Origin of the sequence: Xanthomonas sp. WCS2018Noco2-27 (assembly GCF_031843525.1) — a bacterium.
Taxonomy (GTDB): Bacteria; Pseudomonadota; Gammaproteobacteria; order Xanthomonadales; family Xanthomonadaceae; genus Xanthomonas.
The window spans coordinates 18,890-44,714 of sequence record NZ_JAVTIK010000015.1 but is presented as its reverse complement, the minus strand read 5'-3'; the positions used below and the strand labels follow the sequence as shown (position 1 = coordinate 44,714).

The window sequence follows — 25,825 nt, the reverse complement described above, 5'->3', positions numbered from 1 at the left end:
TATCCAACCCAAGCGCTTTGCTTACAACGCCAGGCCCTTCTCAAAGACAACGCTGGCAGATCAGAACCATGCCCAGATATACGATGACATCCGCAAGCAAGGCTTCGGCCTGTTCGCAATACCGACAACATGCTTTCTGTTCGCAACTCAGCATGGTCATGCCCAATTCCATCGCCAATTCCTTGCTAGGAAGCACAACTAGAAAACGATCTCTCTGGACTCGGCGAGATCCACTCATCACTCAGCAATGTTAAAGAAAGTGTTTTCACTATCGTTTTCAGGATAGAAAACTGGCAAAAAATTGCGGTAATCAACTCCAAAAAAGGATGCGCGCCTTGTTGGGACGCACTGCGTGATGCTGACAGCGATCAACAGATCAGCTCACCTAACTAGTGGCTACCAACGCCAACCATACCGACGCTTGCGCTCTGCATGCACGCTCTTGTCCTCATTCCAGTCATAGCGTTTATACCCCGCGCCGTACAAACCCAGGTGCAAGAAGATATAGCCGAAAGGCAGCAGCCCGGCGCACCACCACAACAGCGATGGCGAGGCAGCTCTGGTGAGCACCAGATAGCCCATGTAAGCGGCACCTCCCCAAAACAGCAGTGCCATCGAAAAGCATAACAGTCGCCGGATCACCAGCCACAGCATCGCCAAACCGCGCTCCACCTTGCTCGGTGGGAGGTGCCGTCTGGAATGAAAGTACGCATGCACGCCGAGCATTGCAGCAACGAAGAGGAATGCTATGAGGATGTCCAACGTCGGACCAATTGCCTTCGAAAATTCTCGTGCGAAATTTTTTTACAAGGATGACCAACGCACGGACTCTGCGTTGCAGCCGTCGCGCATCGACATCTGCTGACCTATGTATCGACTGCAAGACTCAGCAAGTTTGGACGGTGCGCTGTCTCTGCAGTGACCACTGGCAGATGCAGCGCACTACGCCAAGCCGGCGTCGTTACGGCACCCAGACCAGATTCATCAGCTGCGGATCGGCGGTCACCTTGACCAGCTTGCCGCTGGGGCCGAACTGCACCTGGTACTCGGCGAAGCTGTCGCGCCAGTAGCGCCACAACGAGGCTTCCAGATTCGGGTTCTCGCTGCTGATCGGGTAGCCGACCGCCATGAGCACCTGTTCGCGGGTCATGCCACCGGTGAGCTTGCCGTCCACGATGGCCTGGCGGATCTTCGGCGGGAAGGTGGCGAGCTTGAGCTTGGGGTCGGCGGTCACCACGTAGCGGGCGGCGAAGGCGGTGTTGTCCAGGTCGCGGCTGTAATCGTTGCCGATGGACTGCTTTTCGCCGGCGATCTTGAGGTTGACGCGGTTACGGCCAAAGCCGGTGACGCTGACCGGGGTGCCGACGGGGAGCACGCGCTTGCCGTCTTCGGCGTAGTTGCTGTCGCTGATCCAGCTGCCGTCGGTGCGCAGGTTGCAGCACAGAAAGCCGTCGTACTTGGCCACATCGGCGGCCGAGGCCAGGTTGGCGGCGGTGAGCAGGCTCAGGGCCAGCAGGGAAGAACGCAAACGCATCGTAAAGACTCCTTTCTCGACGGCCGTAGCCGCGCGGCAATGATGGGGTGAGGCGCGCCGCCGTTTCCCCAACGGCGCGCACGCATTGTCGCAGCCTGCGGCCGCTTGGCAAGCGCGGGTGACGCGGGTTGCCCGGGGTTGTGTATGCTCGGGGCGTGGAAACCCTCTCACCCGCCGAGATCGTCGAACAGATCGCCGAGTTGCGACGCACGCACCGTGCGTTGGACGACGAAATCCAGCGCATGCCCGCGAACCTGGAAGACGAGCTGCAGATGAAGCGCCTGAAGAAGCGCAAATTGCAGATCAAGGACTGCATCATCCGGCTGGAAATGGAGCTGGTGCCCGACGAGCCCGCTTGAGGCGTTGGGGGCTTTGCCCGGACCTGGACCTTCGTTGCGAGGGCAGGTGCGCTTGGACCTGCGCTTCGGTGTCAGGTGTCCGACGATCCTTTACAGGCGCTGGTCTGGCGTGACCTAGGCTGATCGGTTTTGTAGCAGTGCTGAAGCAGCACGCGGGGTGGACACACCGTGCCTCGCAAGCCGTCCCCTCACCCCAACCCCTCTCCCGCAGGCGGGAGAGGGGCTTCACAGCAGCGATCGGCGGACTGCCTTCTCCCGCCTGCGGGAGAAAGTGCCGCGCAGGGGCGGATGAGGGGACGGGCGCGATTCGAATCGGCTTACAGGTTTGAATTTGCCTACGGACATGGGGCCCGATTTCGGTCCTTCTGCTGCCCTGCCCTGCTCCTGCCCTGCTCCGGATTTGAGTGCAGATGCAGTTGGGTGTGGATTCGGATTGGAGTACAAAAGCGAGTGCGGCGTCGGTCGTGGGCGCCACAGATTCCTACCCTGGCCGCATTGCTCCATCTGGCCGTAGTTGCTCAACTTCGGCCGCACACGGACTGCTCCGATCGCGACCAGCCCCGAACCTCCTGACACCCTTTTTGCTAAGCCACGCGCGTGTCAGCCAGCGCGCAACAGGATCTTGCCGCGGCGGCCTGGCTCGTCGCTTGCAGCCGCTGCCTTGGCCGCATCTTTCAGGTCGAACACCGCTTCCACCGGCAAGGCCAGGCTGCCATCGACGGCGGCCTTCAACAGCTCGCCGATCATGCGGCGCTTGTCCTCTGATTTTGTGGCCTGCATCACCTTGCTGCCCCAGAAGCCGCGTACGGTCGCCTGCTTGAAAATCACATCGCCGCTGGAGATCTGCAGCGGCTCGCCGGTCATCGACCCGAACGACACCAGCTCGCCGCCTTCGGCCAGCAGCCCCATCAAGTCTCCGGCAGCACTGCCGGCGACCGAATCGACGGCGCGGATGATCGGCGCATCGCCGGCCAGCGCGCGCACGGCGTCCTGCCAGCCGTCCTGCGCAGTGGAAACTGCATTGCCGATACCCAGCGCCTTGAGTTCGTCCACGCCTGCATCGCGACGGACCAGGTTGATCACGTTGATGCCGCGTGCGGCGGCAAGCATGGCCACGGTCTTGCCGACGGCGCCGTTGGCGGTGTTCTGCACGATCCAGTCGCCTTTTTCCACGCGCAGGAATTCGATCAGCATCAGGGCGCTCAGGGGCATGGCGATCAACTGGCAACCGCGGTCGTCGTCCAGTGCGTCGGGCAGCGGGACCACGCCAGCTGCATCGGCCAGGAAATACTCCGCCCAGCTTTCGTGGACGCCGGCCGCGACCACGCGCTGCCCGGTCTGCAGGCCTTCCACGCCCTCGCCCAGGGCGTCGATGACGCCTGCACCTTCGCTGCCGCCGATCGCTGGCAGTTCCGGCTTGTAGCCGTAGTTGCCGCGCACGGTCCACAGGTCGTGGTTGTGGATGGGTGAGCGGCGCATGGCGATGCGCACCTGCCCCTTGCCGGGCTGCGGCACGGGCCGTTCGCCGAGTTCAAGCACCTTGGCGGGATCGCCGAATTGGGTATGGATGGCTGCGCGCATGGAATCTCCTGCCAAGCGCATCCGCATTGCGATGCGCTCGATCACTGTGAAAGGTGGTTCGATGCTATCGACATGCGCGCAAGCGGCTGATGAAACGAACGCAACTGTTGTGTGAAATTCTGCAGTGCAGCGGATCGATGTGTGGTGAGGGGTGATGTGCTGCATGACTGCCTGCAGCCGTACCCTCATCCGGCGCTGCGCGCCACCTTCTCCCGATGGGAGAAGGAGTCATCGGTTCGTTGAATTATGCTGCGGATCGATGTGTGATGAGGGGCAATGCGCTGCATGGCTGCATGGCTGCACGGTTACCTGCAGCCGCACCCTCATCCGGCGCTATGCGCCACCTTCTCCCGGTGGGAGAAGGAGTCACCGGGTCGTTGCTGCAGGTGGGGTGCCTTGATGCCGCGCTGGTGTTTTGTCTATGCCGCGCGCGTGTTGCGTCTCTGGCGCGCTATCCCGCTTCAGCGGCAACACCGCGTTCGATTTACTGCGGCCGCACTGCAGCGCGCGATGTCGCACCATTTCCAACTCGACCGAACGGGAACACTCCGTCATCGCCAAGCATTGCCGCGCGCTTTGCCACGTGCGCGGCTCTTACCGCCAAGACCGCCGCCTCACTCCGGCGGCAACACCACATCCGGTTTCACTGCCTCCGGGCTCACCCGCTCGATGGTGTGACGCAGTTCGCGGCCGAGGATGAACTTGGCATCCTTGGCCCATGCATCCAGCCGCTCATCGAACAGCAGCTTGCTGTTCTCGTCCGGCCAGACCAGGCGCAGTTCGCGCAGTTTCTGGATGAAGCTGCGGAACAGGGTCTTGTCGAAAAACTCCGGCGCGGCAGGTGCGTACAGCAGGCTCAAACGCTGCGCTGCCTGTTGGCACAGGCTTTCCAGTTCGCCGGCGCCGAGCACGCCGGGGCCGTTTTTCACCAGCACCGAGATGGCGATGTAATAGCGCTCGAATGCCTGTTGCAGCGAGTGGCCAATCGCGCGCAGACGGAACACTTCATCGGTCTGCCCGGTGTTGCGGGTCAGGATGCCGCCGTCGTCTTCGGTGACATTGAGCAGCAAGCCTTCGCGCACGAACATGTCGATGGTCTGTTCGATGCGTTCGGCAAAACGGTCTTCGCTCCACGGCAGGAACAGCTCGGCCTGCAGGAACGGGTACACCGTGCGACCCAGCCGGATCAGACCGGCGCGGCTCATGCGGCGGTTGTTCTGGAAGCAGCACGCAACCCACGACGATGCGGTGAACAAATGCAGCACGTTGTTGCGGAAGTAGCTCAGCAGCACCGCGGTATCGCCGCTGACGCTGAGCACATCGCCCAGCGGGTGCGACACGCGCGTGAGCACGTTGATCTCTTCGGCGTGAGTGATGATGCGTGCCGGGGTATGCGGAGTCACCGTGACGCGGTCCGAATACGGCATCTCCGCCAGCAGTTTCTTGCACAACTCGATCTGCGCGATCAGATCGGCCTCGCCCATCGCGTGCTTGGGCGTGGACAGCAGCGCCAGCGCCAGCAGGTTGATCGGGTTGACGTCGGCAGCGCAGTTGATGCGGGTCTGGATCTGCGTGGACAAGGTATCCACCGCCGGCGCCAGCCAGCTGGGTTTGGCATCTTCCGGCAGCGGCTGGCCGTCCCAGTCCGGGGCGTGCTTGGCCAGCACGTCGTTGAGCGCGATCGGCTCGCCGAAGTTCACCACCACCTGGCCGTAGTTCTGCTTGAGCACCTTGGGAATCGACCACAGCAGGCCCCAGATGGATTCTTTTTCCTTGGGCCGGCCGGTGAGCTCGTCCAGATAGCTGTTGCCTTCCATCAGCTTCTCGTAGCCGATGTAGACCGGCTGGAACAGCACCGGCTTGCGCGGCTGACGCAGATAAGCGCGCAGCGTCATCGCGATCATGCCGCCCTTGGGCTGCAGCAGACGCCCGGTGCGCGAACGTCCACCTTCGACGAAATATTCGATCGAATAGCCGCCGGCCACCAGCTGCGCGACGTATTCGCTCAGCACCGCCGAATACAGTGCATTGCCACGGATGCTGCGGCGGATGAAAAAGGCGCCGCCCTTGCGCAGCAGCGTGCCCACCACCGGCAGATTGAGGTTGATGCCGGCCACGATGTGCGGCGGTACGATGCCGCGTTCGTACAGCAGGTAGCTCAGCAGCAGGTAATCCATGTGGCTGCGATGGCTGGGCACGTACACCACTTCGTGTCCGGGCGCGGCCTGCTTGAGCTTGTCCAGGTGATGCACCAGCACGCCGGCATAGATGCGGTTCCACACATGGGTGAGCAGGAAGCTGGCCGAACGCACCACCGGGCTGGAATAGTCGGCGGCGATTTCCCACGCGTAAGCATGCGCCTTGCGCCAGGCATCCACCGGCTTGGAGTTATCGCGCTTGGCCTGGGTGGCGATGGCTTCGCGTACCGAGTCGGCGGCCAGCACCTGGTCCACCAGCAGGCGGCGGGTGGACAGATCCGGCCCGATCACGGCCTCGCGGATCCGGCGGAAATGCGTACGCAACACGCGCTGCAACTTGCGCAAGGTGCGCTCGGGCGGCAGACCTTCGGCCATGGTCTGGCGCAGCGAGATCGGCGGGGCGAAGCGCACGATGGTGGTGCGGCCATTGAGCAGCACCGCCAGCAGGCGGCGGAAGCGGCCGACCAGAGCCCAGTTTTCCGAAAACAGCACCGCGAACCAGCCGCTCTGCTTGTCCGGTGCGCGCCCGACGAAGATCGACACCGGCACCAGATGCACGTCCAGATCGGCACGCACCCGATGCGCCTGCAGCAGCTTGGCCAGCGAGTCGGAATGGGTCTTGCCGCCGCGCTGTTCGGGAATCAACGAATTGCTGCTGCTACGCCGCGACAGCGCCAGATAGGCGCGCTTGCGCTGCAGCGGGTCGCCCGGCAGTGGTACCAGGGGCGATGGCAGGCCGGCTTCGCGGCAGGCCTTGTCCAGGATCAGGGCGCTGGACAGACCGTAGTCCTCCAGCACGTAAACCACCTGGGTGCCGTCGTCGTAGCGAGCAAGTGGTTCCGGCTCGATGGTCAGGCTCAGCCACGGGTCGGCCAGGCGCCCGAGCAGGCGCGCCCACCACGGGCGCTTGGCCTGACGTGCAGTGGCCAGCAGCGGCGCTGTCGACGCCGATGCTTCCGGCGGCACCGGGGCGGCGGTGGGCAACGGCAGGGCGGCCGCGCTCGCGCCGGGGTCGGCAGCGACCGGGGTGGTCGGGGCAGGCTGGCCGTCCGGAAACGGCAGGGGGTTCTGTTCTGGCATCGCGGTCATTATCGCCCAGCCGGGCGTTGCCCGGCGTCTGGGGCCGGTGCAGGCGTTAGCAGCGCCGTATCGGGGCCTGCCGCAGCATCGGGTAAGGGCTTGGCCGGCATGGCGTCGAGCAGCGCCTGTATCTCGTTCTGGGTCTGTTGCTGGTACCAGTGCCCATCGCGCTTGATCAGCGCCACGGTCAGGTCGATCGCGTGCGCCGCCAGCGGATAGCGCAGCCGTACCTGGGCGCTATCGCCGTCCTGCTTGATCAAGCCGGTGCGCAGCGCGTCCAGGCTGGTGTCGATCGACAGGTCGTAGCGCTCCAGCACCTTCTTGCACGCCGCCCAGAACGGCCCCAGCCGGCGCAGGCTTTCTTCCATGCCCAGCCGTTGCAGATCGGCATCGGAGGTGATGCCGGTGGCGCGGGCCGCGGCCACCAGGTCGGCGATGCTGGCCTTGGCGCGCGGGCGATCGGCCAGCGGCGCGGTGGCCGCCCAGGCGCTCAGCGCGTCGACCAATTGCACGTAATGGGCGCGCTGCTCGGGCTGGTAATCGCTACGGCTGCGCAGGTACTGCACGCCGAACTGGCCCAGCGACTGCGCGGCCTGGGCGATGCCGCGCGACTGCCCGGCCAGCTGCGCGTCGAACGCCTGCTGCAGGCGGCGCTCGGCATCGGGTGCCGACAACGACCCCAGCAGCGCACCGACTTCGTTGGGCAGCGGCAGCTCGGTCAGCGGCCAGCGACTGGCACCGCTGCGCCAGGCCGCTTCCAACTGGGTGTATTGCGCAGGCGTCACCCGGATCCGCGCATAGGCGACCAGATCGTTGCGGCGCAACGGCAGGGTCATCGACTGCATCGCGGCGGCCGGCTCGGCATTTGCACCGGGCAAAGGGGCGGCAGTGTCGTTGCGCTGGCAGCCGCCAACGCACAGCGCAGCCAGCAGCACCCACGCAATGGACTGACACCGGCCGGCGCGGACGGTAAATGGCGACATGCGCACGATGTTCCCCTGATCGATCGGCGCATCTTGCTGTCTGAATGCACTGGCGGCAAGGCGCGACGCTGCCGTACGCAAAGGTATGGACCAAAGATGTTAGGTTTTCGTGGTTTCCTGCACGATGTCAGCCGGTGTCCGACATTGGCTGCTGTTGTCTTATTCGGACAACTTTGTCCACCCACCAGGTCGCAGCCCTTGTCCCAGCTATGTTTGACCCAATGGTGCGGCGCATCATGTAAGCGCTTGCAGTTCCTGCTAGCGTGCGCGCCATCTCGCTTCGAGGTCGCCATCGGATGGGGCCGATGACATTCATGAGCCTGTGCGACACGAACGTTCTGCGCCAGCAGACCGTGCGCCCTGTGCTGGCGTACGGTCGCCACCGCCTTGTTTTGGAGAAAGCGCCATGAGTCGGCCCCGTTCGGAAGGCGGCAGCGTCACCATCAAGGATGTGGCGCGCGAGGCGCAGGTGTCGGTGGCCACGGTGTCGCGCACCATGAACGGGCATCAGCACGTGGCCGAGTCGGTCCGCGAGCGCGTGCTGCAGGTGGCGCGGGCGCTGAATTACATCCCCCATCACGCTGCGCGTAGCCTGAGCAGCCGTCGCACCCACACCATCGGGGTGGTGCTGCCGGATCTGCATGGCGAGTTCTTTTCCGAATTAATCCGTGGCATCGACCAGGTGGCGCGCGACCAGGGCTACCACTTGTTGGTATCCAGTTCGCACGGCGACCCGCAAGCGCAGCGGCGCGCCCTCGAACGCCTGCCCGGGCGCGTGGATGGCGTGGTGGTGATGTCGCCATCGCTGGGCGATTCGGGCGTGCACGAAGACGCATTGCCCGGCGGCCTGCCGGCGGTGCTGCTCAACTGCGCCGGCCGCGCCAGCCAGCGCCCGGTGCTCAATGTCGACAACTACGGCGGCGCGCGGGTGATGACGCGCCACCTGCGCGACAGCGGCCACCGCCGCATTGCCTTCATCGCCGGCCCCGCCGACAACTTCGACGCGCACGAGCGCCTGCGCGGCTATCGCGACGAGCTGGCGCTGGATGCGGATGCGCAGCCGTGGGTGCTGCCGGGCAACTTCGATGAAGAATCCGGCTACCGCGCCGGCCAGGCGCTGGCGCAGGACGTGCATCCGGATGCGGTGTTCGCCGCCAACGACATGATGGCGCTGGGCTGCCTGTTTGCGCTCGGCCATGCCGGGTTGAAAGTGCCGCAGGACATCGCGCTGGCCGGCTTCGACGATGTGCCGATGGCGCGTTACGTGTTGCCTGCGCTGACCACCATGCGGGTGGATATCGCCGGGCTGGGCGCGCGTGCGCTGCGCCTGCTGCTGGGCCAGCAGTTGGTGGATGCCCCCGCGCCGCCGGCCGATGCTGCGCCGCCGGCGTTTTCGGAAATGGTGCCTGAGCTGATCGTGCGTGCGTCCAGCGCGCCGCGCGCCTCGCCTGGCGGCTGACACCATGCGCCACGTCGCATCTTCACGAATTCTTTGCAGTTTCTTATGCTTTTTATAACGCCTGTCGTTTGTTTGTTGCCGTTCTGCTGTCTTTGAAACAACGCACTACCCGCGCCACGCCGACCACTTTGCCGGTACGCGCCTGACCCCTGGGAGGGGGAAAGTCATGAAGACCTACCGCACCGTGTCCACCCTGCCGGCACGCAGCCTGTTGTGCTGCGCCCTCGCCGCTTCGTTGTTGTCCGCCGCTCCGGCGATGGCCCAGTCCAGCAATGCCACATTGCGCGGACAGGTGACCACGTCCCAGGCGGGCACCACCGTGACCGCGACCAATGTCGCCAGCGGCGCGGTGCGACGAGTGACCACCGGTACGGACGGGACCTATGCGCTGGTCGGCCTGCCGCCGGGCACCTACAAAGTAGATGCCGGCCCGGGCACCGAAAAGACCGTGACCCTGTCGGTGGCCTCCTCGGTCAGCCTGGACCTGGGCGGCGGCGGCGATGCGACGGCCACGGCGCCGGCCGGCGACGCCACCACGCTGGACGCGGTGCAGGTCACCGCCACCACGCTGCAGGAGGTCAAGACCTCCGAGGTGGGCACCAACATCTCGTTGAAGCAGATCAACACGGTGCCGCAGCTGACGCGCAACTTCCTGGAATTTGCCGACACCGTGCCGGGCATGCAGTTCGAAACCGATGCCAACGGCAACAGCCGCATCCGCGGCGGTGCGCAGGCCAGCTCGGCGGTCAACGTGTACATCGATGGTGTGGGCCAGAAGAGCTATCTGTTCGGCGGCGTCTCCGGCCAGCAGCAGAGCGCAGGCAACCCGTTCCCGCAGTTGGCGATCGGCGAGTACAAGGTCATCACCTCCAACTACAAGGCCGAGTTCGACCAGGTCGGGTCGGCGGCGATCGTGGCGTCCACCAAGTCCGGCGGTAACGAATTCCACGGCGAGATCTTCGGGCGCACCACCAATACCGATTTCCGCGCCCGCCAGGCCGACGAGCGCGCCGGCGCGCCCAACGCCGACGGTGAAAAGCGCAAGACGCACCAGGACGAATACGGCTTTGCGCTGAGCGGGCCGATCGTCCAGGACAAGGCGCACTTCTTCTTCAGCTACGAAGGCAAGGGCTTTGAAGTCTCGGCCAACCCGGTTGCGGTGCCGGATGCCTTCAGCGCACTGCGCGACGATTTGCCGGCCGGCGTGCAGAGCCGGCTGGGCTCGGTCACCCGTCCGTTCAACGAAGACCTGTACTTCGGCAAGATCGATTGGGACATCGGCGACAACGACCGCCTGGAGCTCACCGCCAAGGTGCGCGACGAAGAAAGCCGCGACAGCGTGGGCGACCAGAACACCGCCATCGCCGCCAAGACCAATCTCAATTCCGAAGAACGCTACGACCTGCGCTGGCAGCATTTCGGCGAGAACTACGTCAACGAAGCACGGGTGTCGTATGAAGACGTGCTGTTCAACCCGACCGCCTACACCATCGGCAGCCAGACCGTGTACACGCGCGGCATCGCCGAAGACGATGTGCTGCTTAACGACGATGCCACCAGCGGCCTGGCGATTCAGCGCAAGGGACAAAAAGGCCCCAGCTTCCAGAACGACCTGACCTTCAACAACATCGAGTGGCACGGCAGCCACGTCATCAAGATGGGCGTTAAGTACAAGGAAGTGGAGTTGACCCAGAGCGAAAACTCCGCGGCCAACCCGTCGTTCTACTACGCGGTGACCGATGGCGCGGGCACTGCGCCCATTCCCTACCAGGTGCGCTTCAATCTGCCGTTTGCCGGCGCCGCGCCGTCGGTGACCACCACCAGCAAACAGCTGGGCCTGTACCTGCAGGACGATTGGGACGTCAACGACAAGTTGCAGTTGAACATCGGTGTGCGCTGGGATGGCGAAAAGATTCCGTCCTACCTGGACAACGTGACCCCGCCGGAAGTGATCGCCGCATTGAACGGCCCCGGCACCAACCCGGCGGTCAGCGCCACCTATGCCGAACAACTGGCCAAGGGTGGCGTGAACATCAACGACTACATCAGCAACGGCCGTAATCGCAAACAGGACAACAACAATTTCGCGCCGCGCCTGGGCTTTTCCTACGACTTCCGTGGCGACGAATCGCTGGTGCTGTTCGGTGGCGCCGGGCGCAGCTACGACCGCAATCTGTTCGACATCATGGGTTTGGAGCAGGTCAAGTCGGCGCTGTCGCAGTACACCGTCCGCTTTGTCGAATCCTCCGGTTGCACCCCGGCTGCCGGCACCTGCACCAACTTCAATCCATCCTTTGTCAGCAACCCGGACAGCCTGGGCGGCCTGGTCAATGCACGTGTGCGCAACGGCGAGATCGACCTGCTCAACAACGATCTGAAAACGCCGTATTCGGACCAGTACTCGCTCGGCCTGCGCACGCGCGTGGGCGAGTGGAGCAACTCGGCGACGGTGTCGTACATCCACAGCAAGGACGGTTTGATCTTGACCTTGGGCAATCGCTTTCCCAATGGCGATTTCTTCCAGGCCGGTGCGCAGCCGTGGACCCAGCCGCCGCAGGGCTTCGGCAACCTGATCATCGGCAACAACGGTGTCGAAACCAAGACCGCGCAGCTGCTGTTGTCCACCGACAAGGCCTACACCAAGGAAAGCGGCTGGGGCCTGACCGCCGCCTACACGTTCTCGCACGCACGCGGTAACCGCGGCAACGACGATCAGTACGGCTTCGATGCGGCGACGATCGCCAACTACCCGTTCCTGGATCTGAACTCGGTGCCGCGCCACCGGCTGGTGCTCACCGGCATCTACGATCTGTTCTGGGGCATCAGCGCCTCGGCCAAGCTGACCCTGGCCACGGTGGCGCCGCGCAACGAGGCGGTGTCGTTCGACCAGTACGGCGGCCCGACATCGGACAACATCCGCATCGTGTCGGTGGATGCACCGGGCGGCAAGTTCCTGGCCGGCGGCGACATCTTCGGCACGCGCCAGTTGGATCTGTCGTTGTCCAAGGACATGCATGTCACCGATGCACTCACCGTGCAGGTGCGTGGCGATCTGATCAATGCGCTGAACTTCCGCAACTACGACCAGTACGCCATCGACTGGGGCAATGCCGGCGTGTATAGCCCGCGCGTGAGCATTAACCAGTACGGCGCGATCTCCACGCCGCCCCGTACCTTGTTCATGAGCGCCCGCATCATCTGGTAAGCCGGCCCCGCGGTCTGCACCACCGACTGGTGCAGATCGCAGGTGTCGCACGCTTCTGTTTTCCGCGCACGGAGATCGCGCCGTTCTGGACTGGTAACGCTTACTGGTTCGGTGCGGCGCATGCCGCGACGCATGCCGTATAGCGCACTGACTGCGCGCTGCGCCCCGCAACGTTCGCGCCTTTGCCGTTTTTGTTTGCAGTTGCTGTTGTTTGTTGCGTTGCCCGTTGTCCCGTATCACTCACATCAAAGTACCAACCTCGACGCGCCAGTCACTCCACTGGTTCGCGCTTTACCCCTGGGAGGGGGAAAGTCATGAAGAAGCACCGCACCGTCTCCACCCTGCCGGCACGCAGCCTGTTGTGCTGCGCCCTGGCCGCCTCGTTGTTCGCCACCACCCCGGCCATGGCCCAGTCCAGCAACGCCACGTTGCGCGGCCAGGTCGCCTCCGCGCAGAGCGGCAGCGAAGTCGTCGTCACCAATATCGCCACCGGCTCGGTGCGTCGTGCGCCGGTCAATGCGAACGGCAACTACACCATCGTCGGGTTGCAGCCGGGTACCTACAAGGTCGAGTCCAACGGCGTCAGCCGCACGGTGACCTTGTCGGTGGCCTCCAGCGCCACTGTCGACCTGGGCGCCGAGACGGCTGCACCGGCCGGCGATGCGACCACGCTGGAGACGGTGACGGTCAGCGCGCCGATGATTCGCGATGTCAAGACGTCCGAGGTGGGGAACACGGTGTCGCTGCGCCAGATTCAGCAGTTGCCGCAAGCCACGCGCAACTTCCTGGAGTTTGCAGACACAGTGCCAGGCATGGTGTTCACCATAGACCAGGATGGCAATACCAAACTGCGCGGCGGCGCGTCCAATGCCAGTTCCAGCAATCTGTATATCGATGGCGTGAGCCAGAAGAGCTACGTTTCCGGCGGCGGCATTGCCGGTCAGGACGAGACGCAGGGCAATCCGTTCCCGCAACTCGCCATCGGCGAGTACAAGGTGATCACCTCCAACTACAAAGCCGAATACGGCCAGATCAGTGGCGCAGCCATCACTGCGGCTACCAAGTCCGGCACCAACGAGTTCCATGGCGAGGCGTTCTATCGCTTCACCAACCAAGATCTGCGCGAGAAACGCCCCGACGAGGAAAACGGCAAAGTCGATTCGCAGACTAAGGAATACGGCTTTGCGATCGGCGGCCCGCTGATCCAGGACCGCATGCATTTCTTCTTTGCCTACGAAGGTAAGGACAACGTGGCGCCCAAGAGCGTGCAGCCAAGTGCGGAGGCATCCCCGTTCATCGGCCTGCTGCCGTCCAATCTTCGCGATCAGTACGGCGCGTCCAACATGCCGTTCACCGAAGACCTGTACTTCGGCAAGATCGACTTCGAACCGACCGATAACGATCGCATCGAGCTAGCAACGCAATACCGCGACGAAACCCAGGTCAGTAACGTCGGCGGTCAGAACGCGCCCGACCGCGCGGTGGACAAGATCAACAAGGACAAGCGCACCAGTCTGCGCTGGCAGCATAGTGCCGACAGCTGGTTCAACGAAGCCATCCTCACCACCGAGGATTCGCGCAACGTGCCAACCCCGCGCGGCACCGGCAACGGGTCCATCTACACCTACATCGACCGTACCGAGGCAGATCCGCGCCAATGGGTGTTTCTCAATACCGGGGCTGCCAGCGGCGAGGACTTCAAACTACGTAGCCAGAAAGGCTGGTCGTTCCAGAACGATCTGACCTTCAATGCGCTGCAGTGGCATGGCGAGCACACCATCAAGACCGGTGTGACCTATCGCGACATCAAGCTGACATCGCGCGAGTCCAGTTCGCTCAACCCGCAGTTCAGCTATGAAGTCGGCCAAAATGGCATCGCACCGGTGCCGTTCCAGGTGCGCTATATCCGCGCGTTCGACAATCCCGGCCAGTTGCCGGTGGTGGAGTCGCCGTCCAAGCAGTACGGCATCTACCTGCAGGACGATTGGGCGGTAAACGACAAGCTGATGCTCAACATCGGCGTACGTTACGACTACGAAGACACACCTGCGTACACCGACTTCGTGACCTCGCAGCCGTTTGTGGACGCGTTGTATTCGGACGATCCGGCCAACCCGGGTCAGCCCTGGGCCAACCGCCTGCTGCCCAGCGGCATCAACGTGGCCGACTACATCAGCACCGGCAACAACCGCAAGAACTTCAAGGACGCCTGGGCGCCGCGCTTCGGCTTCTCGTATGACTTCTTCGGCGACGAGAGCGCGGTACTGCATGGCGGTGCCGGTCGCTCGTACGATCGTAACCTGTTCGAGCAGCTCGCACTGGAATCGGTCAAGGCAGCGTTGTCGCCGGTGGTGGTCTACTTCAGTGATGCGGCCAGCGGGCAGCCCTGCTTCCGCGACGACCGCGCCTGTGCGCCCTGGAATCCAGCGTTTCTCACTGGCATCGATCAACTCAACGCGATCCCGGGTACCAGCGACAGCTCCGAGCTTTTCATGTTCAAAAACAAGCTCAAGACGCCGTACAGCGATCAGTACAGCATCGGTATCAGCAACCAGGTGGGCGACTGGCTGACCGATGTCACCTTCCAACGCGTGCTGGCTTACGACGGCCTAGTGATGAGCCTGGTCAACCGCTACCCGAACGGTGCGTATTTCGACGCCAATGGCAGCGTGCCGTGGGGCGAGCCGGTACCGGGTTACCGCAACACCATCCTGGGCTACAACGGTCTTGAGCAACGCAGCAGCCAGGTGTTGCTGTCGGCCGAGAAGCCTTACACCAAGGAATCGGGCTGGGGCTTGAACCTGTCCTACACCCACACCAGCGCGCGCCAGAACCGCACCATCGACGAGCCCTTCGCATTCGACAAGGCCACCATCCGCGATTATCCGTTCGTGAAGTCCGATGCCGTGTCGGCACATCGCTTCGTCGCATCCGGCTCCATCGATGGCCCGTGGGGCGTGACCTTCGGTGCCAAACTCGTGCTGGCAACGCCAGAGCCCATCAACACGATCGCCTGCTACGGCTTCACCGATCCCGATGGTGGTACCTGCCAGGCAGTGGGCGTTACCCCGCCAGGCAATGGCAAGTTCCTGCTCGGTGGCAAGATCTGGGGCTACCGCACCGTGGACCTGCAGGCCAACAAGGAGTTCACGGTAGCGGGCGACTTCAAGCTCAACGCACGCATCAACGTGCTCAACGCCTTCAACTTCAAAAACTTCACCCAGTATCAGTACAACAGCTTCGGCAGCGATGGTCGCCTGCAGCCTGATATCACCGTGGTCGACAACGGCGAAATCAGCTACGTGCCACGCAGTATCGTGCTGGAAGTTGGCGCAAAGTTCTGATGCAGCCCAACGCCATGTGCCTGCGCTGTGCTGGCATATGATCCGAACGGGGCCAACTGGCCCCGTTCGCTTGTTGGCGGTTTCCACTTTCGTACAGGCTCGAACGCAACATGATCCCCGCTCCACTTCGCAACATCGTCATCGTCGGTGGCGGCACCGCCGGCTGGATGGCGGCCGCCGCCTTCGCGCGCGTGCTTGGCACCACCTTCAACGTGCAGCTGATCGAGTCCGAGCAGCTCGGCACCGTGGGTGTCGGCGAAGCCACCGTGCCGCACATCAAGGCCTTCAATAACCTGCTCGGTATCGATGAGGCCGAGTTCGTGCGCCAGACCCAGGGCAGCTTCAAACTGGGGATCGAATTCGTCGACTGGCAACGCCCGGGCAGCGCGTATATCCATGGTTTCGGCACGCAGATCGGCCATTCGCTCGGGCTGCTGCCATTCCATCAATACTGGATCAGGCAACAGCTGCGCGGCAAAGCGCAGCCGTTGGGCGCGTACACGCTCAATACCGTGGCCGCGGCGCGCGGCAAGTTCATGACCTCGGCCGGCGATGTGCCGGCCACTTCGCCGCTGGCCAACATCGCCTACGCGTATCACTTCGATGCCTCGCTGTACGCGCGCTTCTTGCGCAGGTTTGCCGAAGCGCGCGGTGTGCGCCGCATCGAAGGCATGGTGGAGCAGGTGCAACTGCATCCCGAGTCGGGCCATGTGGTGTCGTTGCAACTGGCGTCCGGCGAGGTCATCGCCGGCGATCTGTTTATCGATTGCTCGGGCTTTCGCGGCCTGTTGATCGAAGACGCGTTGCACACCGGCTACCACGACTTCACCCACTGGCTGCCGTGCGACCGCGCGCTGGCCGTGCCCTGCGAAAAGATCGGCCCGCCCACGCCGTACACGCGCTGCACCGCGCGCGCAGCAGGCTGGCAATGGCGTATCCCGCTGCAGCACCGCACCGGCAACGGCTACGTGTATTCCAGCGCGCACATCAGCGACGACGAAGCCGCGGCCAGCTTGCTCGCCAACCTGGATGGCACGCCCTTGGGCGACCCGCGCCCGCTGCGCTTCACCACCGGCCGGCGCAAGCAGTGCTGGAACCGCAATGTGGTCGCGCTGGGCCTGGCCAGCGGTTTTCTGGAACCGCTGGAATCGACCAGCATCCATCTGATCCAGTCCGGTATTTCCAAGTTACTGGAGCTGTTCCCGCGCGAGGGCATCAGCCCGGTGCTGGTGCAGCGCTACAACGACCGGCTGGCGTTCGAGTTCGACCGCATCCGCGATTTCCTGCTGCTGCATTACCACGCCACCGAGCGCGACGACAGCGCGTTCTGGCGGCACTGCCGCAGCATGCCGATTACCCCCGAGCTGCAGGCCACGCTGGACCTGTTCCGCGACAGCGGGCGGTTCTATCGCAATGCCGAAGAGATGTTCGCCGAGATCAGCTGGGTGCAGGTGATGGTGGGCCAAGGCATCCTGCCGACCGGCTACCACCCGCTGGTAGACCAGGTACCGGACACCGACGCCGAAGGCTTCCTGGCCAGCGTGGCGCAGACCATCAGCCACTGCGTGGATGTCATGCCGACCCACCAGCAGTTCATCGACCGCTATTGCAAGGCGGTTTCATAAGTGAGCAGTTAATCCAAGATTAAATAATGTTTCTGAAATTGGCAATAATTCGAATCTCATCGAGTGGGGGCAAGATGAGATATACCACTTGCTCTTCAGGAATTTCAGTCTGATTACAGGTGGCCGGCGTGTTGCAAATTTGGTTTGGTAGTCAACCTCAGATACACTTCATTCTGAGTGGGCGCTCGGCTTCAGCTCCGAGCGCCCTCCAACTTTAGACCATTCTTGTCAGTTAAAATTTTAAATAAAACCAATTTAATTCAAAAATTAATTTACAAAAATCCATAGGCTAGTCAACATTCACATAGACGCTTGCCGGTGGATTGAAGTTTTGCCCTGGTGATGTTGCGACTGCTGATATTCTATAAGTACCAGGAGTCTGAATAGTCACCTTACAATGCCTTATTGGAGTTGCGCTGTAAAATTCATCCCTTGTGTTGCAAAGGTATTGGTCGTTGGCATAAATTTTAAAGTTACTTGCGTAGTCGACAGTATTGCCGCCGGTAATGTAAATATCAGCCTGGACGCCTACGAATTTCGGTAACGTGCCAGGCTGCAATATTGCTTGGACCGTATTCGGTGCAGGGCACGGAACTACCAGCCCATCAGAATTGAGGCAAGTTGCAGCGTATGAAGATCCAGCAACGAAAATAAGAAAGAAAACGGGTGAGGCGCCGAGAATTCTTTTCATATTGCATTCCTTGACGGGTTAGAAGTATTCCTTACGAAGCCGCAAGAAAAGCGGCACTGTTTGTTTAACGGGATTTAAGTAAATTTGCAGTGTTTTTTTTGAGAATTTTCCGTGAATTCTCTAGGCTTAAGAAGATCCAAGACGCGATTGCTTGCTGCTGGGCTAGGACAGCCAATTGCGATGCAAATTTCTTCGACGGCAATAAGCCACTGCGTGGACGTTGAGCCGATCTACCAACAATCATCTACCGCTAATGCCACGAGCGGCTATGCCCTGAATGCCTGCTGGGCGACACACATGTCTAGAGACCATGCAGGGGTGATTTGCAGCGGCAGCAAGCCGAGAACGCCCGCGACAGCAAATTACGCGCAATCAGGCGGCGATGTAGTTACGGTAACCAACGAAAGCCAAAAAAAAGGATCGGGCACAAGGCCCGATCCCTTCGAAAACCGGGACAAGCCCGGTGGACAATGAGTGGCACAGCTTCCGACTGACATCGGACGCGGCATGCTAACCAGACTTTAACGTTAAAGCAACACTTTAATTCTACCGGGTTAACTTATTGATTTTGTTGGCACCACATGCGCTGGCGTACGGCACGCGTGTTGTCATTTCCGGTGCTGTCCGACCGCTACACGGATTTCGGCCTGGATAGCGGCGGCGGCCGCTGCCGGGTCGGCGGCCAGGCGGATCGGGCGGCCGACGACAATCGCATCGGCGCCATCGGTGAAGGCCTGCGCCACGCCCACGGTGCGCTGCTGGTCGTCGCCGACCGGGCCGCCGGGACGGATGCCGGGGCAGACGATCGAAAAGGCCGGGCCGGTGGCGCGGCGGATCGGGCCGGCTTCCTGGCCGGAAGCGATCACGCCGTCGATGCCGGCGGCCTGGGCGGCCAGCGCGCGCTCCACCACCACGTCCACCGGTTCGCGGTCGATGCCCATGGCGGCCAGGTCCGGGCGCCCCATCGAGGTCAGCACGGTCACTGCCAGCAGTTGCATGTCGCCCTGGTTGGCCTCGGCGGCGGCCTGCAGCATGCCGGCGTGCCAGCCGTGCACGGTGCAATAGCTCACCGGCCATTGCGACAGGCGGCGGATGGTGCCGGCCACGGTGGCGGGGATGTCGAAGAACTTCAGGTCGACGAACACGCGCTTGTCGCGCTTGGCCAAGGCATCGAGCACATGGAAGTACTCGCCCGACGCCAGCAGCTCCATGCCGATCTTGTAGAACGCCACAGAGTCGCCCAAGCGGTCGACCCAGGCGATCGCCTCGTCATGGCTGGGCACGTCCAGCGCGAAGATCAGCCGCTCGTGCGCGGCCAGCGGCAAGGGGGGACGGCTCATCGTGCAAGCTCCAGTGCGGCGCGCTTGGCGTCGTGGCGGGTCTGCCAGGGTTGGGAATAATCGTTGTTGAACTGCGCCGGCTCCCAGCCGCCATAGCTGGGATTGGGCAGCATCCACCAGCGCTCGCCGAACCAGTCGTGGTACTGCTGCAGCAACGCGCCGCGCGCCTGGCTGGTGTTGGCGGTCACCTGTACGAAGTCGCCCAGCTGGTCGCCGAACTGCATCAGCACGCGGTAGGTCTGCCCGGCCAATTGGCGGCGGCAGTTCTTCTCGCTGCCGTTCTGCTCGCAGCCTTGCACCACCGTGCCCAGGCCGAGAAACACGCTGTCGTCGGCCACCGGCAGGCCGGCGCTGCGCAGGTTGGCCAGCGTGGCGTCCTTGAGGTGCACGGCGCGGTTGGAGATGTAGATCAGGGTGATGCCGCGCGCATTGGCGGCCTTGGCGAAATCCACTACGCCGGGGATCGGCTTGGCCTTCTTCTCGGCCACCCACTGGTCCCAGCTCAATTCGTCGTACTCCTTGCCATCGCGCAGCAGGCGCGCCTGGTAGGGCGAGTTGTCCAGCACGGTCTCGTCCACGTCCAGCACAACTGCCGGCTTCAGGCCGGTAGCGGCATTGCCGCGTTCTTCCGGCACCAGCGCATCCCAATTGGGCTGCTTGAGCGCGGTATCGAGTTTGTCCGCCGCAGCGCGGTAGGTCTGCTCGGCCACCGCACGGTACTCCTCCGAGCGCTGCATCCACAGCACCGCGTTGAGGTTGTCGTCGCCGGCTGGTGCGGTGTTGGCAGTGGGCGCGGAGGCCTGTTTCGCCGCAGCGGCACTGGCTGCCGCGTTGGCCGACACGGCAGCGGCTTGCGCACGCTGGCCCATCTCCTCTTGGCCAGGCTTGCAGGCGCTCAAGGCCAGCGCGGTGCAGGCGAGCAAGGACAACGGTGCGTAAAGCGAGGGGCGCATGGCATCCACCAGAACAGGAGCGGTAATGAAGAGCGCGATTTTAGCGGGTTCGCGCCGCACCGCTCGCCGCTGCCGAAGGCGGTGCATTCGAGAGCCGCAGAGGCACACCGCCGCTGGCCTGGTCGATCCGGGTTTTCAGGACGACGGCCGGTGGCCGGATGGCGGCGCTGGTTACGTCCCCGCGCGCGCGCCATTGCGGCTCCGGCGCCGCAATGGCGCGTCCATACCGACGCGCCACGCTGCACGATCGCAGGAGCCGAAGAACGCCGATGCCGGATCGGCATATCCTTGCGGGCTGATCGCCCCTGGAGCCACCCATGACAGAGACCTCGCCACCGCCCGTCCTCGATGCCGCTCAGGCCCGCGTGCTTGGTTGCCTGATCGAAAAGGAAACGACCACCCCGGACGCTTATCCGCTCACCGTTAACGCTGCGCAGGTGGCCGCCAACCAGAAGACCGCGCGCGAGCCGGTGCTGAACCTGCAGACCGGCGTGGTGCATCACGCGCTGCGCCAGCTGGAAACGCTGGGACTGGTGCGCCAGCAGTTCTCCTCGCGTGCAGAACGTTACGAACACCGGCTGGGCAGCGTGCTGGATCTGACGCGCCAGCAAGTGGCCCTGATCGGCCTGCTGCTGTTACGCGGCCCGCAGACCCTGGGCGAGCTGTTCGCGCGCAGCGAGCGGCTGGCCCGCTTCAACGATACCGACGACGTGCGCCATCACCTGGACCGGCTGATCCAGCGCAGCCTGGCGGTACAACTGCCGCGCGCCAGCGGCCAGCGCGAAGAGCGCTATGCACACCTGCTCAGTGGCGAGCTGGATCTCGACGCGCTGCAGGCCGCCGCCGCAACGCGCGAAAGCACGCCACGCGGCGCCGACACCGCCGCTCTGGAAGCGCGGGTGCAGAGTCTGGAAGAGCAGCTGCAGGAACTGCGCGAGCAGGTGACCGAGCTGCGTACCCGCTTGGGCGAGTAAGCGCAGGGATTGAAGCGACTGCGCCGCCGCGTCGTGGGTGGCGTGCTGCTTCCAGAACAACCGCCGCATGAGCCGCGCCGGTCTGATCCGGCTGGGTCGCACGGTGTACCCGTTCCTGCAGGCCGAGCTGTTTCTGCCGTGGAGCGAAGACCGTTTTGCCGAACGCATCGAACAGACCATCGACATGTTCGTGCGCGAAGGCCAGGGCGCACGCCGCAATCTTCGGGGCGGCGTCACGTGCGCACTCCGCTTCCTTCGCGCATCCACTCCGTCGAAGAACGCGCGTCAGCGGCTATCAACCGCTCCGGGGCAAGTCATCGGTCTGCAGTGGCCGGCTCACGCCGTCGCCGGCACCCGTTCCAGCACGCCGCCTGCATAGTCTGCCTGGAACGGCAGGTCCGGCCGATGCGCATAGCCGATAAAGCAATCGCATCGTGCATTGGGGCAGCTGCGGGTACGTAGCTGCGTCGCGAAACTGCCGTCATAGAGATTGCCCAGCGGCGTATCGACGAAGTGGCAGCGCCGCACGGTGCCGTCGCCATCCACCGACAACACCGATTCGCCGGTCAGGCAGGGCGCGCCGAAGCTGGGCGGCGGGGCGAGGTTGTAGCCGAAATGCGGATCGATCCGGCTCAAGCGCTGCACCTGCTCGGGCGTGTAGTAGTCGGGCGGACGCGGATCGAAGGCGTTGAGCCACATCGGCGTGGTGTCGGGCAAGGCCGCACGCAGCGCTTCGATCTCGTCCATGTGCGCGTGCGCGGCGACCATGCCCACGCTGTGGCGCACGCCGCGTTCGCGCAACGCCTGGCAGCGCCGCAGGAAGGCCGCGCGCGTCACCTGGCTGGGATGGTAGGTGCACCACAACGCCAGGCGGTCGAGATTGGCCGCGTCGAGCCAGCGCATGCCCGTGCACAGGTTGGTCTGGATCGCCACGCGGCGCAGTTGCGGCAGCTGGCTCAGCTGCACCATCGCCTCGCGGTAATGCCGCCGCACCAGGCCCTCGCCCCAGGGCGTGAACAGGATCGACAACGGCCGCGTCTGCGCCTGTGCCCAGCCGACAAAGCGCGCCAGATCCTGCGCGTCGCGACGCAGCGCGGCGGGGCTGTCGTAGGTCTTGGCGAACGGGCAGTAATCGCAGGCGTAGTTGCAGCTGCTCAGCCGGCCGCGATAGAGCAATGACAGATGCATCGGCCGCCTACCCGACCTGGTACTGCTGCATGCGCTCGACAATAGGCGCCGAGGTCAGCCACGGGCCGATGGTGTCGGCCCGCTCCATGCCTGCGGCGGTGAGCGCCAGCAGCGCTCCGTGCCGTTGCGCCAGCCCTAACGTTAGCAACTCCTGCAGCTGCGGCAAGGCCTCCAGGCAATCGCGGCCAAAGCGCTGACGGAACTCATCGCAGTCCAGCCCCGGAAACACCAGCAGCGACTGGATCGCATGCCGCCGCATGGCATCGTCGGCATCCAGCGCAATGCCGTAGTCGGCGCAGGCGAAGCTGGCTGGATCGCGCGCCAGATAGTGCTCGAGAATCTCCGCCACCGAGCGCCGGCTGACCCCGTATTCGCTGGAGTAATGCAGGCCGGCGGTATACGAGCGCGCGCCGCAGCCGATGCCCACCATGCCATCGCTCTGGCAGCAGTACACCGGCGCGTCGCTATCGCGCGCATGCGGGGCGCGGAACATGCGCATCGACACCTGCGTGTAGCCGGCCGCCAGCAGATGGTCGCGGCCGGCGCGGTACAGCACCAGGCGCTCGTCCAGCGGCTCGGGTTGCAGCACAAAGCTGCGTCGCCCGCCGCTCTTGGCCTCGATCCGGCCCAGGCCGGTCATCGGACGCACGTACAGCGGATACAGATACAGTTCTTCGGGCGCATGCTGCAGTGCGCTGTCGATGGAGGCCAGGAAACTGTCCACGGTCTGCCCGGCGATGCCGTAGATCAGATCCAGATTGAGCGTTGGAATGTCCTGGGCGCGAATGATGGCGATCGCCCGCTCCACCGTGTCGCGCTGCTGCGGCCGCACCAGTGCGCTCACTTCGGCGGCGCTGAAACTCTGGATGCCCATGCTGACGCGATCGATGCCGGCCTGCCGGCAGACCCGCAGCCGCTCGGCATCGACGGTTTCCGGCGACACCTCGATGCCGGCCGGAATGGTGTCCAGCGCAATCGTCGCGTGGCGGTCCACCATGTCGAACACGCGCTGCAATTGCGCCGGATCCAGATAGCTCGGCGTGCCGCCGCCCATCGCAAAGCGCACGAAGCGGTGCGTGCCCAAGGCCTGCACGGTGGCGCGCAGTTGCTGCTCCATCTGCGCCAGATACGCCTCCACCTGCGCCGGCGCCGGCCGCGCCAATGCGAACAGATTGCAGAACCCGCAGCGGTACGAGCAGAACGGAATATGCAGGTACAGAAACAGCGCCTGCCGGGGCTCGTCGGCCCAGACCTGCGACAACGGCACGGCCGGCTGCAGCGGCCGGTAGCTGGTCTTGTGCGGATACGAGTACGAATAGGCCTGATACGGCGGCTGGCGCAGCAATTCGGCCAACGAAGGCAGGCTCATGGGGTCACCAGGAAATGGGCATAAGGCACGGTCATCACCACCTCGTGGGCCAGGCGATGGCCATGGTAGCCATCCTCGCCGTAGGCAGTGCCGTGATCGGAACAGACGATGGCAAACGCGCCGCCGCGCGCACGCAGTGCGGCAAACAACGGCGCCAGCGCGGCATCCACATAGCGCAGCGCGGCGCAGTGGCTATCGAGGTCGTCGCGCACCGCGCCGGGCAGGTAATGGCAATTGGGCTGATGCATGGCCGAGACGTTGATGAACAGAAAACAGCGGGTGTCGCGCAGCGCGGGGTCGCCCAGGCGTGCGCAGGCCAGCGCGACCTGGCGCTCGGTCGAATCGGCGGCGGTGACGCCAAACTCCGGCGACCAGTGGCTTTCGCGGAACAGGCCGGGCAACTGTGCGCCCAGCGCGTTGCGCTTGTTGAAGAAACCGGTGCCGCCGATGCACAGCGTGTGGTACCCGCAGCGCGCCAGGCCATCGACGATAGTGCCGCTGTCGGCGAACACCTGGGTCTGCGCAACGATGGTTTCGCTGCCATCGAAGGCCAGCGCGAACAGGCGCGGATGCGGTCCCTGGCACGCGGGAGTCGGCAAAAAGCCGGCGAAAAACGCCATGTGCGCCGCATACGTAAAGCTGCCCGGTGTGTGCCGCCGCTCCCAGCCGTCGGCCGGCAGATACGGCGCCAGCACCGGCAGTTCGCCCCGCGCAAAACAGCGCTGGGCGGCGTCGTAGCGCAGCGTATCCAAGGTGATCAGCACGATGTCGTGCGCACCGACAATGGCGCGCATGTCCGGCAGCATGTCAGCCATGCAGCAGACCCTTCTGGCGCGTGTCGGCGGTCATGCCAGGGGCGGCGGCAACGGCGCCGAGTGCCGCCTGATCTTCGTAGGTGGTACGCCCCTGCCAGCGCAGCTGCGGCAGCAGATCGCCAAAGCCGTTGGCCTCCAGCACATGGCAGCGCCCGGCGCGCTGGATCAGGTCGAAACCGATCATGCGAGAGTCGGCAAACGCGCTGGCCGCCTGCGCCACGGTGCTGGCTACCGCCGCATCCACGTCGGCGCTCTGCCAGGCCTGCGCTGGCAGGCGCCGGTTGCCCAGGTGCAGATTGGTCAACGGGCCGCGGCTGGCACGCGCCACGCGCTGCCGCGCCACGCCGTCGAACGCGACCACGCGCAAGTCGTAGTGATAACCGGGCAGGCCGGGCGCGCGCGGTTTGGGAATCCACTGTTCCAGGTAAGCGCCCTGCGCGGCGATCGCATCGACCAGCGGCGCGATCTCGTCGGTGCGGGTATAGCGGCGCTGGCGCAAGGCGTTGAACACGCGCACCTGGCCGTCCTGCACCACCAGCTCGGCCGAACCGCTGGCGATCTGGCGTCCATCGCGATGCCAGCGATACGCCAGCACGCCCGCACCGGAGGAGCCGTAGCGCGGCTTAAGAAATGCCTGGGTGCAGCCGCTGGCCTGCAGGCGTTCGCGCAGGCCGGCGTAGCTGTCGACCGTGCCCAGCAGGGCCGGCACGCTGACCGCTGCCGCGGCCAAGCGTTGCTGGCAGCCAAGTTTGTCGGTCATTGCCAGCAGGTCCGCCGGTGGATTGAGATAGCGCGCCGCCGGCAAGGTTGCGAGCAGGTCTGCAAACCCGGCATGCCACAGGTGCTGATGCGCCAGTTCGCCATGCGCCAATGACGCAGGTGCCGGCCCTGGCTGTCCAAGGCAATGCCAACCACGCACGATCAGCGCTTGATGCAACGCCGGCGCTTCGCCCGGCGATTCCAGCTTGACCAGCGCGGCCGGATGCCGCGCCAGCCAGTCTTGCAACGGCGCGGCGGTGTCCAGCAGCTGCAGATAGTCGAACACCGTCACCGCGGGCTGCCCCTGCGCCTGCAATGCCTGCTGTAGGGCGGCGACCCTGCGGCTGCCCCGCGGCCCCACCAACACC

The 25,825-nt window shown here is 64.1% G+C and carries 18 protein-coding genes and 1 pseudogene; 7 read left to right on the top strand and 12 right to left on the bottom strand.

The window, feature by feature from the left end; all coding sequences use genetic code 11:
* Nucleotides 1-396: 396 nt before the first annotated feature.
* Both RQH86_RS19220 and RQH86_RS19215 read right to left on the bottom strand, forming a co-directional pair.
* Nucleotides 397-762 carry a hypothetical protein gene (locus RQH86_RS19220; protein ID WP_311239841.1) on the bottom strand — a complete coding sequence of 122 codons (366 nt, stop codon included), beginning with the start codon at nt 760-762 and terminating at the stop codon, nt 397-399.
* Between the two features lie 199 nt (nt 763-961).
* Entirely contained in the window at nt 962-1,534 is a 573-nt protein-coding gene (locus RQH86_RS19215) for a hypothetical protein (protein WP_311239840.1), read from the bottom strand.
* Nucleotides 1,535-1,689: 155 nt separating this feature from the next.
* On the opposite strand from RQH86_RS19215, the gene RQH86_RS19210 reads away from it, so the two are divergent.
* Nucleotides 1,690-1,893: a YdcH family protein gene (locus RQH86_RS19210; protein ID WP_055854679.1), complete on the top strand. Its 204-nt coding sequence runs from the start codon at nt 1,690-1,692 to the stop codon at nt 1,891-1,893.
* A 600-nt stretch (nt 1,894-2,493) separates the two neighbouring features.
* On the opposite strand, the gene RQH86_RS19205 is transcribed toward RQH86_RS19210, so the two are convergent.
* The 3 genes from RQH86_RS19205 to RQH86_RS19195 form a co-directional block, all read right to left on the bottom strand.
* Complete coding sequence (locus RQH86_RS19205) at nt 2,494-3,474, bottom strand: zinc-binding dehydrogenase (RefSeq protein ID WP_311239839.1); 981 nt, start codon at nt 3,472-3,474, stop codon at nt 2,494-2,496.
* A 614-nt stretch (nt 3,475-4,088) separates the two neighbouring features.
* Nucleotides 4,089-6,761 carry a glycerol-3-phosphate 1-O-acyltransferase PlsB gene (gene plsB, locus RQH86_RS19200; RefSeq protein ID WP_115554999.1) on the bottom strand — a complete coding sequence of 891 codons (2,673 nt, stop codon included), beginning with the start codon at nt 6,759-6,761 and terminating at the stop codon, nt 4,089-4,091.
* On the bottom strand, nt 6,761-7,735 hold the full coding sequence (locus tag RQH86_RS19195; RefSeq protein ID WP_311239838.1) for a hypothetical protein: 975 nt from the start codon (nt 7,733-7,735) through the stop codon (nt 6,761-6,763). Before RQH86_RS19195 ends, plsB begins: the two co-directional genes overlap by 1 nt.
* A 406-nt stretch (nt 7,736-8,141) precedes the next feature.
* Here RQH86_RS19195 and RQH86_RS19190 point away from each other — a divergent pair, with 406 nt between their 5' ends.
* The 4 genes from RQH86_RS19190 (at nt 8,142) to RQH86_RS19175 (ending at nt 17,368) form a co-directional block, all read left to right on the top strand.
* The gene (locus tag RQH86_RS19190; protein WP_115529324.1) at nt 8,142-9,194 is read left to right on the top strand and encodes a LacI family DNA-binding transcriptional regulator; all 1,053 of its coding nucleotides are present in this window, start codon (nt 8,142-8,144) and stop codon (nt 9,192-9,194) included.
* Between the two features lie 166 nt (nt 9,195-9,360).
* Nucleotides 9,361-12,399 (top strand): TonB-dependent receptor, encoded by a 3,039-nt coding sequence (locus RQH86_RS19185; protein ID WP_311239837.1) that lies wholly within the window; start codon nt 9,361-9,363, stop codon nt 12,397-12,399.
* Nucleotides 12,400-12,713: 314 nt separating this feature from the next.
* Nucleotides 12,714-15,743, top strand: a complete 3,030-nt coding sequence (locus RQH86_RS19180) for a TonB-dependent receptor (RefSeq protein ID WP_311239836.1) — start codon at nt 12,714-12,716, stop codon at nt 15,741-15,743.
* A 110-nt stretch (nt 15,744-15,853) separates the two neighbouring features.
* Complete coding sequence (locus RQH86_RS19175; protein ID WP_311239835.1) at nt 15,854-17,368, top strand: tryptophan halogenase family protein; 1,515 nt, start codon at nt 15,854-15,856, stop codon at nt 17,366-17,368.
* A gap of 289 nt (nt 17,369-17,657) precedes the next feature.
* Here RQH86_RS19175 and RQH86_RS19170 read toward each other — a convergent pair whose 3' ends face one another.
* The 3 genes from RQH86_RS19170 to RQH86_RS19160 form a co-directional block, all read right to left on the bottom strand.
* Nucleotides 17,658-18,059: a hypothetical protein gene (locus RQH86_RS19170; RefSeq protein ID WP_311239834.1), complete on the bottom strand. Its 402-nt coding sequence runs from the start codon at nt 18,057-18,059 to the stop codon at nt 17,658-17,660.
* Nucleotides 18,060-18,667: 608 nt separating this feature from the next.
* Complete coding sequence (gene pyrF / locus RQH86_RS19165) at nt 18,668-19,399, bottom strand: orotidine-5'-phosphate decarboxylase (protein WP_311239833.1); 732 nt, start codon at nt 19,397-19,399, stop codon at nt 18,668-18,670.
* Nucleotides 19,396-20,361, bottom strand: a complete 966-nt coding sequence (locus tag RQH86_RS19160; protein WP_311239832.1) for a 5'-nucleotidase, lipoprotein e(P4) family — start codon at nt 20,359-20,361, stop codon at nt 19,396-19,398. The genes pyrF and RQH86_RS19160 overlap by 4 nt, the downstream gene beginning before the upstream one ends.
* A gap of 308 nt (nt 20,362-20,669) precedes the next feature.
* On the opposite strand from RQH86_RS19160, the gene RQH86_RS19155 reads away from it, so the two are divergent.
* Both RQH86_RS19155 and RQH86_RS19150 read left to right on the top strand, forming a co-directional pair.
* Entirely contained in the window at nt 20,670-21,326 is a 657-nt protein-coding gene (locus RQH86_RS19155; RefSeq protein WP_311239831.1) for a YceH family protein, read from the top strand.
* A 25-nt stretch (nt 21,327-21,351) separates the two neighbouring features.
* Nucleotides 21,352-21,705, top strand: a pseudogene (locus tag RQH86_RS19150) (hypothetical protein); the annotation flags it as partial.
* Here the strand turns inward: RQH86_RS19150 and RQH86_RS19145 are convergent.
* Genes RQH86_RS19145 through RQH86_RS19130 form a run of 4 tightly spaced genes read right to left on the bottom strand, consistent with a single transcriptional unit; the run spans nt 21,663 to nt 25,821 of the window.
* A complete protein-coding gene (locus RQH86_RS19145; protein WP_311239829.1) occupies nt 21,663-22,514 on the bottom strand; it encodes an STM4011 family radical SAM protein in 852 nt (283 codons plus the stop codon). The pseudogene RQH86_RS19150 and the gene RQH86_RS19145 overlap by 43 nt on opposite strands.
* 7 nt (nt 22,515-22,521) lie before the next feature.
* Nucleotides 22,522-23,883 (bottom strand): STM4012 family radical SAM protein, encoded by a 1,362-nt coding sequence (locus RQH86_RS19140; protein ID WP_311239828.1) that lies wholly within the window; start codon nt 23,881-23,883, stop codon nt 22,522-22,524.
* On the bottom strand, nt 23,880-24,698 hold the full coding sequence (locus tag RQH86_RS19135; protein WP_311239827.1) for an STM4013/SEN3800 family hydrolase: 819 nt from the start codon (nt 24,696-24,698) through the stop codon (nt 23,880-23,882). The genes RQH86_RS19140 and RQH86_RS19135 overlap by 4 nt, the downstream gene beginning before the upstream one ends.
* Nucleotides 24,691-25,821, bottom strand: coding sequence for an STM4014 family protein (locus RQH86_RS19130; RefSeq protein WP_311239850.1), 1,131 nt, complete (start codon nt 25,819-25,821; stop codon nt 24,691-24,693). Before RQH86_RS19130 ends, RQH86_RS19135 begins: the two co-directional genes overlap by 8 nt.
* Nucleotides 25,822-25,825: the final 4 nt, after the last annotated feature.